Origin of the sequence: Streptomyces sp. OfavH-34-F (assembly GCF_022347745.1) — a bacterium.
Classification (GTDB): domain Bacteria; phylum Actinomycetota; class Actinomycetes; order Streptomycetales; family Streptomycetaceae; genus Streptomyces.
The window spans coordinates 1-13033 of the sequence record NZ_JAKRGC010000170.1 but is presented as its reverse complement, the minus strand read 5'-3'; the positions used below and the strand labels follow the sequence as shown (position 1 = coordinate 13033).

Annotated in this window: 12 protein-coding genes and 1 pseudogene; 7 read left to right on the top strand and 6 right to left on the bottom strand. The window is 71.5% G+C overall.

The features are described 5' to 3' along the window. Positions 1–1435, bottom strand: a 1435-nt coding sequence (locus tag MHW47_RS22395; protein ID WP_239225584.1) for a DEAD/DEAH box helicase, incomplete at its 3' end; no start/stop codon positions are given. Between the two features lie 225 nt (positions 1436–1660). Further along, positions 1661–1864, bottom strand: a complete 204-nt coding sequence (locus MHW47_RS22390; RefSeq protein ID WP_072489439.1) for a cold-shock protein — start codon at positions 1862–1864, stop codon at positions 1661–1663. Positions 1865–2330: 466 nt separating this feature from the next. Here MHW47_RS22390 and MHW47_RS22385 point away from each other — a divergent pair, with 466 nt between their 5' ends. Beyond that, positions 2331–2510 carry a DUF6243 family protein gene (locus MHW47_RS22385; protein WP_239225582.1) on the top strand — a complete coding sequence of 60 codons (180 nt, stop codon included), beginning with the start codon at positions 2331–2333 and terminating at the stop codon, positions 2508–2510. A gap of 76 nt (positions 2511–2586) precedes the next feature. Here MHW47_RS22385 and MHW47_RS22380 read toward each other — a convergent pair whose 3' ends face one another. Then, a complete protein-coding gene (locus MHW47_RS22380) occupies positions 2587–2982 on the bottom strand; it encodes a VOC family protein (RefSeq protein ID WP_239225581.1) in 396 nt (131 codons plus the stop codon). Between the two features lie 214 nt (positions 2983–3196). Here MHW47_RS22380 and MHW47_RS22375 point away from each other — a divergent pair, with 214 nt between their 5' ends. The 6 genes and pseudogenes from MHW47_RS22375 (at position 3197) to MHW47_RS22355 (ending at position 8022) form a co-directional block, all read left to right on the top strand. After that, positions 3197–3601, top strand: coding sequence for a hypothetical protein (locus MHW47_RS22375; protein ID WP_239225580.1), 405 nt, complete (start codon positions 3197–3199; stop codon positions 3599–3601). Position 3602: 1 nt separating this feature from the next. Beyond that, complete coding sequence (locus MHW47_RS22370; protein WP_239225579.1) at positions 3603–4919, top strand: tetratricopeptide repeat protein; 1317 nt, start codon at positions 3603–3605, stop codon at positions 4917–4919. After that, a pseudogene (locus MHW47_RS36140) lies at positions 4919–5692 on the top strand (Clp protease N-terminal domain-containing protein); the annotation flags it as partial. The gene MHW47_RS22370 and the pseudogene MHW47_RS36140, both read left to right, overlap by 1 nt. Next, positions 5672–6481 (top strand): UvrB/UvrC motif-containing protein, encoded by an 810-nt coding sequence (locus MHW47_RS36135; RefSeq protein ID WP_374230129.1) that lies wholly within the window; start codon positions 5672–5674, stop codon positions 6479–6481. The pseudogene MHW47_RS36140 and the gene MHW47_RS36135, both read left to right, overlap by 21 nt. A 143-nt stretch (positions 6482–6624) precedes the next feature. After that, the gene (locus MHW47_RS22360; protein ID WP_239225577.1) at positions 6625–7032 is read left to right on the top strand and encodes an FKBP-type peptidyl-prolyl cis-trans isomerase; all 408 of its coding nucleotides are present in this window, start codon (positions 6625–6627) and stop codon (positions 7030–7032) included. 180 nt (positions 7033–7212) lie between these two features. Then, entirely contained in the window at positions 7213–8022 is an 810-nt protein-coding gene (locus MHW47_RS22355; RefSeq protein WP_239225583.1) for a PIG-L family deacetylase, read from the top strand. A 60-nt stretch (positions 8023–8082) separates the two neighbouring features. On the opposite strand, the gene MHW47_RS22350 is transcribed toward MHW47_RS22355, so the two are convergent. The 3 genes from MHW47_RS22350 to MHW47_RS22340 all read right to left on the bottom strand — a co-directional run bounded on the left by MHW47_RS22350 (position 8083) and on the right by MHW47_RS22340 (position 12598). After that, positions 8083–9591 (bottom strand): DUF4246 domain-containing protein, encoded by a 1509-nt coding sequence (locus MHW47_RS22350; protein WP_239225576.1) that lies wholly within the window; start codon positions 9589–9591, stop codon positions 8083–8085. 84 nt (positions 9592–9675) lie between these two features. Further along, complete coding sequence (locus tag MHW47_RS22345; protein WP_239225575.1) at positions 9676–11400, bottom strand: PP2C family protein-serine/threonine phosphatase; 1725 nt, start codon at positions 11398–11400, stop codon at positions 9676–9678. A 193-nt stretch (positions 11401–11593) separates the two neighbouring features. Further along, positions 11594–12598, bottom strand: coding sequence for a polysaccharide deacetylase family protein (locus MHW47_RS22340; protein WP_239225574.1), 1005 nt, complete (start codon positions 12596–12598; stop codon positions 11594–11596). Positions 12599–13033 lie beyond the last annotated feature (435 nt).

Genomic DNA, 13033 nt, shown 5'->3' with positions numbered 1-13033 from the left:
CCGGGTCGCGCCGGCCGGCGGGGGCCGCGCCACGCTTGCGCCGCTCGGGCGCGGGTGTCGTGATCGTCACCGGGACGCCGGAAGGGGTCCGGGCCCCGGTGATGCGGCTGAGCGCCGCCTCGCCGGAGCGGACCTGGGTGGTGCGGGGCGCGATGCCGGCGGCCGCCATGAGACGGGTCATCTCGCGGCGCTGGTCGGTGGTGACCAGGGTGACGACGCTGCCGGACTCGCCGGCCCGGGCGGTACGGCCACCCCGGTGCAGGTAGTCCTTGTGGTCGGACGGCGGGTCCACGTTGACGACGAGGTCCAGGTGGTCGACGTGGATGCCGCGCGCCGCGACGTTCGTCGCCACCAGGACCGTGACGTGCCCGGTCTTGAACTGGACGAGGGTGCGGTTGCGCTGCGCCTGCGACTTGCCGCCGTGCAGCGCGGCGGCGCGGATTCCGCTGGCGAGGAAGTGCCGGGTGAGGCGGTCCACCGCGTGCTTGGTGTCCAGGAACATGATCACCCGGCCCTCGCGTGCTGCGATCTCCGTCGTCAGCCGCTGCTTGTCCGCACCGTGCACGTGCAGGACGTGGTGTTCCATGGTGGTGACCGCCCCCTGGGAGGGGTCCACGGAGTGGACGACGGGGTCGGTGAGGTAGCGCCGGACCAGGAGGTCGACGTTACGGTCCAGGGTCGCGGAGAAGAGCAGGTGCTGACCGCCCGGCCGGACCTGGTCGAGGAGCGCGGTGACCTGCGGCATGAACCCCATGTCGGCCATCTGGTCGGCCTCGTCCAGGATGGTGATCGCGACCCGGTCCAGACGGCAGTCACCGCGCTCGATCAGGTCCTTGAGACGGCCGGGGGTGGCGACGACGACTTCCGCGCCGCCCCGCAGCGCGTTGGCCTGCCGGCCGATCGACATCCCGCCCACGACGGTGGCCAGCCGCAGCTTCGCGGCGCGGGCGTACGGGGTGAGGGCGTCGGTGACCTGCTGGGCGAGTTCTCGGGTGGGAACCAGGACCAGGGCCAGCGGCTGACGGGGCTCGGCGCGCTGACCGGCGGTGCGGGCCAGCAGGGCCAGGCCGAAGGCGAGCGTCTTGCCGGAGCCGGTCCGGCCGCGGCCCAGGACGTCACGGCCGGCCAGGGAGTTCGGCAGCGTCGCCCCCTGGATCGGGAACGGCGTGGTCAGACCCTGCGCGGTGAGCGCGGACAGCAGGCTCCTCGGCAGGTCGAGGCTGCTGAACGCCTCGACCGCGGGCAGCACCGGGGTGACCGTCTCGGGGAGGGCGAACTCGCCCCGCAGCGGGGCGGGCCGCCGGCCACCGGAGCGGCTCGGGGCGGACGAGCCGGAGCGGCGGCCCCGGACCGGGCCGGCGGGGGAATGGGCCCCGCGGCCGTCACCGCGAAGGGCGGTACGGGAGGACCTGCTGTTCGTGCGCGTGGAGTTTATGGTGAACCTTCCTTGATACGGCACGCATCAAGGGAATTCCGCAGCGGAAAAGCGGCGCGGGAATCACAGGCACGGACCGATTGAAATGCGAACGCGGCCTGCGGAACTCGGTGCAGGCGTACGCGGGATGAGGGGTCGCGCATGGGCGAAAAAAGTCTGGAAAGGCGTGTAGCCGGGGCCCGCACCCCGGAGGATGCGGGCCCCGGCTACACGTACGCGTCAGCGTCAGGCAGAGACGATGTTCTCGGCCGTCGGGCCCTTCTGGCCCTGCGCGATGTCGAAGGAAACCTTCTGGCCCTCCTGCAGCTCGCGGAAGCCCTGGGCGGCGATGTTCGAGAAGTGGGCGAACACGTCAGCGCCGCCACCGTCCTGCTCGATGAAGCCGAAACCCTTTTCCGCGTTGAACCACTTCACGGTGCCAGTAGCCATGTCAATCTCCTTTGGGCAGTACATCGGAGTCCGCACTTTGCGGACCCCGTGTCGCCGCGATGATGCCCTGCCCGGAAATGACCGGAAATACTAAGCGCTTCTGTACGGCTTGCGGCCGGTCCGAAGCGCCTGAAGTTTTTTGGGTACCAAAACTGCAACTGACTCCGACAGTAGCACGTGGCGAAGGATTGTGTGCGTCCGGAATTTTCCCGTACGCCTCGCGACAAAAACACTCCGGGCGCGGACCGCTAAATTCTGAGACGGCCGGCAGAGATATTCGGTGAGGGACGCCGGGGGCGGACGGTGTGGCGTCCGGGGCCGACAGGACCGGGTAGCGTCTTCCGGGTGCCTTCCAGGCGCCGCATTCCGGGTGAGCGCGTGACGGAGCCCCGCCGGCGTCCTTCGCCGCTGTCCCGTCCCTCACCGTGCATCCGCAGATCACTTCACACCATCACCGGGAGAACCCGTGACCGACAGCAAGAACATCAACAACCCCGTGGGCCAGGGCGGCGGCCACCGCAAGAGGCTGTCCCGCGCCGAACGGCAGAACAACGGTCCCCACCGCAACCTCGACCGCCGGGGTGCCGCCGACCGCAAGGCGGAGCTGGTGCGCAAGATGCGCGAGAAGACCCAGGCCACGGGCTGACGGGGCGGGCCGGCCCGGGGCACAGGTGCCGGCCGGGGCCGCACCCCGCACGGGGCGCGGTCCCCGGCGCGCGAGGTTACGAGGCCGAGGCCCAGCCGCCGTACGGCACGGTGATGAGCTCCATGGCGTGACCCGCCGGGTCCATGAAGTACACGCCGCGGCCGCCGTCGTTGTGATTGACCGTGCCCGGCTGCTTGCGCCGGGGGTCGGCGTAGTGCTCGATGCCGCGCTCGCTGATCTGCGCGTACGCCGCGTCGAACTCCTCCTCGGAGATCAGGAAGGCGTAGTGCTGCGGGGTGATGCTGTCCTCGGGGACGGTGGCGAAGTCCAGCGTGACGCCGTTGCTCAGACCGACCGCGATGAATGGACCCCACTCGGCGGTGATCTCGAGGCTGAGCAGGTTCGCGAAGAACTCTGCGGATTCCCGGTTGTTCCGGGCGTGGACGATCGTGTGATTCAACTCGACTGACAAGGAATGCCTCCGACGGCATGTCCCGACACCTCCATGCCTCACCCAGCCGGTGACCGACACGCGATGTCGCCGTAGACCATAGCGCCACCTGCCCGGTTGATCAAGGAGGTTGATGACGGCCGCACCACCCCCCCCGGGCCGGCCCAGGAGCCGCAGACGGACCGTCAGGAACGGTTCGTGGGTAGACTGATTTTCCTCAACGCTCTTGGGACACATGGACATCGGGGGAGCCGTGGCAACTGCGGAGATTGCGGTTCTCAGCGAAGCACCAGTTGCTGACGCTGAGTCGCTTACGGGGTGGCTCCGGGGCGAATCCGAGCTTGTCGGACGGGTGCGCCGGACGGGCCCGTCGCCCCGTCCCGGAGAACTCGGTGCCGTACTCGACACGGTGACCGTCGCACTGAGCACCGGCGGCACCGTCACCGCGCTCATCGCTTGCCTGCGCACCTGGCTGGCCCATCCGCGACGCAGCGACATCCGGCTCAAGGTCCGACGCGAGGGCGGTCCGGCCGTCGAGATCGACGCGAAGCGTGTGAAGCGCGCCGATGTGGAGAAGATGCTGCGCGCCGCCCTGGAGGAGGATCGGGAACAGCGTCAGGACCCTGGCACGGGGGAGTGACGTGCGTCTTCCCGACCCACACCGCTCCCGGGTCGTGCTGATCGGCGCCAGCCAGTACTCCGACCCCGAGCTGCCCGACCTCCCGGCGGTGCACCGCACGATCACCGACCTGGCCGGGGTTCTCACGGACCAGGTCTACGGAGTGGTCCCCGAGGACCACTGCACCGTACTGCTCGACGACGGCGACCTGCGGACCGTCGGCAAACGGCTGAGGGCCGCGATCGCGGAAGCCGAGGACCTGCTGCTCGTCTACTACGCCGGACACGGGCTCACCGCCTACCCGCGTGGCGACCTCTATCTCTCCCTGCCGGACAGCGAGTTCGCCTCCCCCGAGTTCAGCGCACTGGAGTACGACAAGCTGCGGCAAGCGGTGCTCGACAGCACGGCGTCCAACAAGCTGGTGATTCTGGACTGCTGCTTCTCCGGCCGGGCCATCACGGACACCATGGCAGGGGGCGAGGGTGCGGAGATCGCGCAGCTCGAAGTGGCGGGCACGTACGTCCTGACCTCGGCGGCACGCGACCAACTCGCCCTCGTACTCACCGGGGAACCGCACACCGCCTTCTCCGGACGCCTGATGCGCCTCCTGCGCGAGGGGATCGTCGGTGGTCCCGAGCTGCTCACCATCGAGGACCTGTACACCTGGCTCAAGAAGCACATGGCGGCGGAGAGGCTGCCCGTGCCGCTCAACCGGCGCGCGGGTACGGCGCACCAGCTCGCCCTGGGCGTCAATCGCGCCTTCGCCGCCACCGCCGGCCCCGAGCTGCGGGAGCGGCATGTCGCCGCATTGCGACAGGGCAGGGACGGCGACTGGCAGGGATCGTCGGAAGCCCTGCACAGGATCCTCGAGGAGCAGACCCGCGTCCTCGGCCCCGAACACGTCGACACGCTGCGGACCCGGCAGTCCTACGCGCACAGCCTCGGCGGCGCCGGTGACGCGATGACCGCGGCGCAGCTGCTGCGCCAGCTCCTCGCCGACCACCTGCGCCTGCTCGGCCCGGACCACGAGGACACGCTGCGCACCCGGCAGTTCCTCGCGGTCAATCTGGGCGAGGCCGGTCACCGGGAGGAGGCCGTGGGCATGCTCCGGGTCCTGCTCGCCGACCGCGGCCGGGTGCTGGGCGCGGAAGACCCCCACACCCTGCGCACCCGGCACATGCTGGCGCGCAATCTCCTCTTCCTGGGGGAGAACGACGAGGCTGCGGCGCTGCTGCGGCAACTCGTCACGGAACGGGAGCGCATCCTCGGCGGGGAGCACCCCCACACCAAGAGATCGGCCGAAGATCTCACGCAAGCCGAATCCGGGGTGAGCAGCTGATGACGACGAAGAAGGGAGACCTCTTCGAACGTTACGACGACCGGGCGCGCCGGGTCGTCGTCCTGGCTCAGGAAGAAGCCCGGTTCCACAACCACGACTACATCGGCACCGAACACCTCCTCCCGGGCCTGATCCACGAGCGTGAGGGTGTCGCCGCCCAGGTCCTGGCAGACCTCGGGGTCACGCTGGAGGCGGTCCGCCGGCAGGTGAAGGAGATGATCGGCCCGGGCGATCAGGCCCCCTCCGGCTACATCCCCTTCACTCCCCGGGCCAAGACGGTCCTGGAAGTGGCGCTCCGCCAGGCCCTCCAGCTCGGCCACAACCACGTCGGGACCGAGCACATTCTGCTCGGCCTGGTCCACGAGCGCGGGGGCACCGCCGCCGAAATCCTCGCCGAGCTGGGCGTCGGCCTCGACGGGATGCGGCACCGGATCATCCAGGCCGTCGTCGAACGCAACAACGGGACAACCCCCGAGCCCGCGACCGGCCGGAACGACTCCGGTGTGTGGCCGCTCCTCGACCAGTGCGGAAGCGATCTCACCGAGGCGGCCCGTCGCTCGGAGCTGGACCCGGTGGTCGGCCGCGAGGGGGAGATCGAGCGGGTCGTCGAGATCCTCACCCGCCGGCACCGCAACGTACCGCTGCTCATCGGTGAGCCCGGTGTGGGCAAGACCGCGGTGACCACCGGCCTCGCACACCGGGTCGCGGAGGGCCACGTACCGTCCGTGCTGCAGGGCCGGACCGTCCGTACGGTGAATCTGGGTGCCCTGCTCGCCCACCCCCAGCACCGGGGCCGGGACACGGCCGTGCTGACCACGCTGCTCGACGAGGTCCGGGCCCACGGAACTCTGGTGGTCTTCCTCGGTGGAGCTCTCACCCCTCTCCACCTGCCCGACGGGACGACCAGCGCTCTCGCCCTGTGCCGTCCCCTCATCGGCAGTCCCGGGGTCCTGTTCGTCGGCTCCTGCACGCATACGGAGTACGAACGCCGCGTTCTCGACCCAGCGGTCGAACGTACGCTCCAGCCGGTGTTCGTCGCCGAGCCCACGCTGGACGAGGCGATCGAGATGCTCAAGAGCAACCGCGACCGTCTGGAGGAACACCACCGGGTCTCCATCAGCGACGCGGCACTGGTGGCCGCCGCCTCGCTCGCGCGTGATCATGTTCCCGACCAGCGGCTGCCCAGGTCGGCCATCGACCTGCTGGACGAGGCGGGCGCCCAGGTGCGCGTCCGTGCGGTGCAGCGCCCGAACACCGCTTACGACACACAGATCGCGGAGGTCCGCCGGGCGAAGGAGGAGGCCATCGACCGGCAGGATTTCGACCGGGCTCTGGAGCTCCGTGAAAAGGAGAAGGCCCTGGTCCGCGCCCGCGACGACGCCGCACGCGGCGAGTCGCAGCTGGTGGGCGACCTGTTGGAGATCGGCGAGGCGGAGGTGCTCAGCGCGCTGTCCGTCTACTCCGGAACGCAGCACCCCGAACCGGCGCGCGTCACCGCCAACCGCCGGGTCCGGCCTGTTCAGACCGTCGAGCACGACCCGTTCGTCTGGTCCATGAGCTAGGCGCACCGACCCGCGAGGCCGGAAGAGACGCGGGGAACGGCCCGATACGCTGGAGGCCGCCTCCGCGGAGGCGGGCGGACACCGCCGCGGACCACGAGGGCCGGCGGGTGCCGCCGAGTTTCCGGGTGAGCGAGGAGGCCGTGGTGAGTGGACCGGTAAAGCCCGAGGTCCGGGTTCCCGAGGGGGCCGCGGGCACCGAGCTGGTGGTCCGGGACCTCGTGGTCGGGGACGGGGCCGAGGCGCTGCCGGGCCGGGTGGTCCAGGTGCACTACGTCGGGGTCGTGTACGCGTCCGGCAGGGAGTTCGACTCGTCCTGGGAGCAGGACCGGCCGTTCAAGTTCGCCGTGGGCGGCGGCAAGGCCGTCAAGGGCTTCGACCGGGGCGTGCGCGGCATGCGGGCCGGCGGCCGGCGCGAGATCATCGTTCCCCCGCGCCTCGGGTACGGCAAACAGGCGCCCTCCGCCGCGATCCCGGCGGACTCCACCCTGATCTTCGTCGTGGACCTGCTCACCGTGGTCGGGCCCGGGGTGGCGACGGGCCGCCCGGCCTGAGCCCGTCGCACCGGGTCCTGCGGGCGGCGCCGCGCCGGCTCATCCGAAGGGGGTGCCCCGGTCCGGGAACAGGCGGTCCCGTTCGGGCGGTTGCACCGTTCGGGGGCCCGGGTCCGGGCCCCCGCTGACGATTCGTGTCCGCTGGAGGACCTTGTGACGACTGACCGGCCGCTGACGCTCATGGCGGTGCACGCCCACCCCGACGACGAGGCCACCGGGACCGGGGGCGTGCTCGCCCGGTATGCGGCGGAGGGCATCCGCACGGTGCTGGTGACCTGTACCGACGGCGGTTGCGGAGACGGGCCCGGAGGGACGAAGCCGGGTGATCCCGGACATGACCCGGCCGCGGTCGCCCGGATGCGACGCCAGGAGCTGGAGGCCAGTTGCGAGGTGCTGAAGATCAGCGACCTGGAGACGCTGGACTACGCCGACTCGGGGATGATGGGCTGGCCCGGCAACGACGCCCCGGGCTCCTTCTGGCGCACCCCCGTGGCGGAGGCCGCCGAACGGCTCGCCGCGCTGATGGAGCACTACCGGCCCGATGTGGTGGTCACCTACGACGAGAACGGCTTCTACGGGCACCCCGACCACATCCAGGCCAACCGCATCACGACGGCGGCCCTGGAACTGTCCGGGCTGACGCCGAAGGTCTACTGGACGACGATGCCGCGCTCGGCGATGCAGCGGTTCGGCGAGCTGATGCGGGAGTTCGGCGAAGACATGCCGGAGCCGGACCCGGCCGAGACCGCCGCGATGGAGGAGATCGGGCTGCCCGACGAGGAGATCACCACCTGGGTGGACACCGCCGCGTACAGCGACCAGAAGTACGACGCCCTGGCCGCGCACGCCAGTCAGGGCGAGAACATCTTCTTCCTCAAGATGGGCAAGGAGCGGTTCCGTGAGCTGATGGGCACGGAGGTGTTCGTGCGCGTCAGGGACACCACGGATGCCGCCCTCCCCGAGAACGACCTCTTCGCCGGTCTGCGCTGAGCCGCCCGTCCGCCCTGCCGGGAGCCGGTGCCTCCGGCAGGGCGGACGCCACGCGGGCGCTCAGTGCTCGCAGAGGGAGAACTCCCGCTCGTACACCTGCTCGTTGTGCTCGTCCACGAAGAACTTCCGCTCCCGCATCAGCTCCTCGCGGAACGCCTCGGCCTGTTCGCGCGTCATCGTCGAGGTCGCGGCCCACGGCTGCTGCGGCGGCACGTCGGAGGTCGAGACGATCGGCGTGGACGGGTCGACCAGGAAGAATGCCAGGATCTTGCGGTGGCCGGGGCGCTCGGGGTCGGCGAGACGGAACGGGCCGACGCGGTGCTGGAGGACGTTCGGGAAGGCCAGGCAGCGGCCCGCCGGGGTGGCCGCCGCGCCCAGCACCTGGTTCAGGGCACCCTCGTTCTCCAGGCCGTACACGGCACGTACGCCGTTGTGGTCGTTCTGCTCGTAGTACGGGTCGTCGACGACGGTACGGAAGGCGAGCCGGCTCTCCGTGATGTTCTCGCTGTCCCAGTAGTAGAGGGCGGTCGAGACGATCCGCTCGTTCAGCATGCCCTCGACGTGCCAGGAGCCCCCGGCGTACTCCGGCTTCTCCGGCGTGAGGTGGATGGTGGCGAGCTTGACGATCACCTGAAGGCGGCGGCCGCGCAGGTCCACCGGGGCGAAGCCCTCCGGCTCCGCGGGCGGCGTGAAGTCCGGGGCGTCGGGCAGGACGGGGGTCCGGTTCTCGTACCACTCGTCCTCGGCCGTCTCCCACTCCCGCACGGCCTCCTCGTACGCCGCCTTGTCGCTGTAGTCGTCCTCGTCCGGGTGCTCCGGCTCGGAGTCGTACCAGTTGTACGGGTCGGCCTCGATGCGCGGCGGGCGGGGGCGGCGCAGATCGGTGAGCACGCGGTCCAGCAGCGGGCGCATCCGCGCGAACACGTCGGGCAGCACCGCGGCCAGTTCGGCGTGCTCCTCGGGATGCACGTTGTTCACGTACGAACGGAAGACGGCCTCGCCGTCCGCGCTGATGTCCACGTCCGTGGGCAGCCACTGGAACCGCTTGGAGAACTCGTAATCGGAGTACTGGTTCCTCCGGTTCTTCCAGGCCCGCTCCGGGGCCCCGCTCACCTCGCGCACCAGGCAGAACAGCGACGGGTGCACCAGGTCCAGCACCTGGCCGTCCGACCCGGGATGCCAGTCCCTCTCCGCCTCCGGGACCTCCTCCAGCACCCGGACCGCGTCGCGCAGCCGGGCCCGCAGCCCGTCGTCGATCAGGGTGTCCGACTGCCAGACCCCGTCCACGGCGGAGACCTCGATCCCGGTCCGTTCGTCCCGCAGCTCCGCGTAGTGGGCGAGTTCGGCCAGCACGTAGCGGACCTGCGCCTCTGCGAGCCCCTGGGCGACGGCCTCCCGCGTCCAGCGGGCGACGACATCGGCGTCGTGCATCTTCTCGAACCACCGCGACTTCGCCCGTATGTGCGCGCTGCACTCGATCATCTCCAGCTCCCGCAGCGTCCGGGGCGCCTCGGACGCCAGGGAATGGGTGGAGTGGAACGGCAGCGGAAAGGCGGTCAGGCCAGTCAACTCTCTGGGTCCTTCCAGGCGGTGTGCAGTGGCGGGAACGATACGGGAGCCCACTGACACACCATCCGCGCGCCGGGACAGGCCCTAACCGCCCGTCCTGCGCAGCGCGAGGAGCGTCGCGTCGTCGGTGCGGTGCGGGCCGTCCAGCCGGGCGACGATCTGTTCGACGCACTCCTGGAGCCCGGCGTGCCCGGGGCGGGGCGCCGTCGCCCGGCAGCAGTTCTCGACCGCCGCGAGAAAGCGCCGCGTGTCCCTGTCCGGGTCGGCCGGGCGGCGTTCGGTCAGCCCGTCCGAGTACATCAGGACGATGTCGCCCGGCTCCAGGGGCGTTTCCACGGCGGTGTACGGCGTTCCCGGCAGGACCCCCAGGGTGAGGCCGGGGCCCCCGGCGGGCGCCGGAAGCTGGGTGGCGCGGCCGTCGCGCAGCAGGACCGGACGGGGGTGACCGGCACAGGTCCACCGCAGCAGGGCGCGGTCCGGGTGGTAGCGGGCGACGATCGCGGTGGCCGTCGACTCGCTGGCGTCGGCGCAGGCCACCTCGTTGAGCCACCGCGTCAGCTGCTCGACGGTCGCGGCGGTGTAGGCGAGGCCCGCCAGGGCGTACCGGAGCTTCGCCATCAGCGTCACCGCCGACAGCCCGTGGCCCCGCGCGTCGCCCAGCGCGACGAGCAGCCGTCCGTCGGGCAGACTGCGGGCCTTGTACCAGTCGCCGCCCACTCCGGCCTCGCGGGCGTCGGGCCGGTAGACGGCCGCCGCCTCGACCCCGAAGGTGTCCAGCTCGTCCTGGAAGTGCGGCAGCACCGCGTCCCGCAGGACGGCGGCCACCTCCGCGACCGCCTCGGCCCGCTCGCGCTCGCGGCGCGCGGCCCGTTCGGCGCGCTGCGCCGCCTCGCGCCGCCGCCGGTCCGTGGTGACGTCGATGAGGACCGCCCGCAGGGCCCACGTCAGGCCGCCGGCGGTGATGCGGACGGGCTCGGCGACCATCCGGAAGACCCGTGCGCCGCCCCGGAAGCGCAGCTCGCACTCGGTGGTGCGCTTGCGCAGGATGACGTCGTACAGCAGCTGGTACAGGAAGGGCAGGCTGTCCGGGGTCGCGGCCGCCGCCAGGTCGAACAGGCTGGGCGCCGGTGCGGCCTCCGCCAGGCCGAGCACCTGCCGGAAGCGGCGGGAGGGCTGGATGCCGTCGTCGCCGAGGTTCCACTCCGCCCAGCAGGTGCGCATCAACTGCTGGGCGGCGGCGGCCATACGGAGCCGGCTGCCCGGTTCCCAGGTGAGCAGGAAGTGCTCACCGCAGGGTGCGATCCGCACCTCCGCGTTGACGCGCACCGGCCCCGCGTGCGTCGTCACCAGCCACTCGACGGTGTCGCTCCGCTGCGGGGTGCGCCGGCGGTGGACGTCGACCAGCAGCTCGGGAATCGCCGTACCGGCGAGGGAGGGGAAGCGCGCGTACAAGGAGCCCGGCCGGTCCCACGGAACCGTGACCCCTTCGGGCATCCGGGAGGTTCCGTAGGCGCGGGCCTCCGCGTTGAGCGCGAGGCAGACGGCGTCCTTCAGCTTCCCCTGCTCCCCGAACACGGGGGACAGGAGGAGAGCCGGCATCGGCAGGGCGTCGAGCATCTCCTGGAAGGAGGGTGGCAGCGAGGCGGCGGCCGGCACCTCCTCCGGCACCTGCCAGGCCGGGAGGGCGGGCCCGTACCGCTCGGCGTACGCCGTGACGCGCCGTCGCTGGGCGTCCAGCAGGGCCTGGATCGCCCGCAGTTCCAGCCGGGTCCGCGCGTCGCCCGGGGGAGGGGAGTGGTCCTCGGGCATGTGGGGCCTCTCGGTGCGGTGTACGGGCGGCGCCGGTACAGCATCGGAGCGGGGCGGCGGGGGCGCCAGCCGGGGCGGGCCGGACGGGTGACGCCCGGCCCGCCCGGTTCCCCGGACCGATGCCGTACCGGCGCAGGACCCTGCCCGGACCCCCGGGGCCCCGGTCCCGCGCCGGCCGTGCGGAGCGCTCCGGTCAGCTCGCGGCGCAGGACACCGTGGGCCAGGTCCAGGAGCCGTTGGTCTGGATCGTCACGCCCCAGGTGTTCCCGTTGCCGTTGGGCCGTGCGGTCAGGACCTGGGCGCTGGGGTAGGAGGCGCTGACGTTCCAGGTGGCGAGGACCCGCTCGGGGGCCGGGACGCGCATGGTGACGGTCCAGTTGGCGGACCCGCTCACGGAGACGTTGAGGTTGTAGCGGTCGCCCCAGCTCTGCCCGGCCGACAGGGTCGCGGTGCAGCTGCCGGTGTTGCCGCCCCCGTCACCCCCGCCGTCGCCCCCGCCGCTGTTCCCGTCCGGGGCGACGGCCCGGCCGGTCTGCGGCGAGATCATGCCCGAGCACAGGCCGCGCGAGGCCAGCGACTGGGCGATGCGCGGGATGGCGGCCAGGGTGTTGGCCGGCCACTCGTGCATGAGGATGATCTGCCCGCTGGACAGCCGCGAGACGGCCTGGACGATCGCGTCGGTGCTCGCCCCGTTCCAGTCCTGCGAGTCGACGTCCCAGATCACCTCGGTGAGGCCGTGTGCGGCTTCCACCGCCCGCACGGTGGAGTTGGTCTCGCCGTAGGGCGGCCGGAACAGCTTCGGGGTTCCGCCGCCCGCGTTGGCGATGGCCTGCTGGGTGCGGGAGATCTCCGACTCGACCTGGGCCTGGCTCTGCTGGGTGAGGTGGGGGTGGGTGTAGCTGTGGTTGCCGACCCACATGCCCGCGTCGACCTGGGCCTTCACCTGGTTCGGGTACGAGGCGGCGAACTGGCCCTCGTTGAACATGGTGGCCCGCAGGCCGTTCTGCTTGAGGGCGTTGAGCAGGGCGGGGGTGTGGTCGTTGGACGGGCCGTCGTCGAAGGTCAGGCCCACGTAGCCGGTGCAGGCGGCGGCCGCCGCCGGGGCTGCGGCCGTGGCCGTCAGGCCCAGGGAACTCGCCGCGGCGAGCAGCAGGCCGGCCGCCAGGGCGACCGGGCGGCGGTGGGGACGGAGACGCATGGGGGGTCCTCCTGGTGAGGGCTGCGGCCGCGCCGGGGGCGGCCGGTACTGAGCACGGAGTGTTTGGGGGCCACCGCGCACTGTCAATAGTTTCGGCAACTCTTTCGAAAGCATCGCTGGCGTCATGGGTGGGCTCTCCGTACACTCCTCGCACGTCACCTGCGTGCACGGTGCGCCGTCTCGGGTCGCGGTGGGGGAGCCGTGGGTGGGTGATCGAGCGTGAGGCCGAGCCTACGGCGAAAGTTTCGGACCCGTCGCGCCGCCGAAAGCGATCGGTCCCGCCACGCTATTGACAGTGGACCGTCAAGTCGCTCTGATGAATGGGAGCGCTCCCATCCGACTCGCACCGTCCCATGGCTTCCCCCCGTCCCGTGGTTTCCCCGCCCCAGGAGGCGCACATGCCGTTTTCCCTCCCGTCGTTACCCCGCCGGCTGC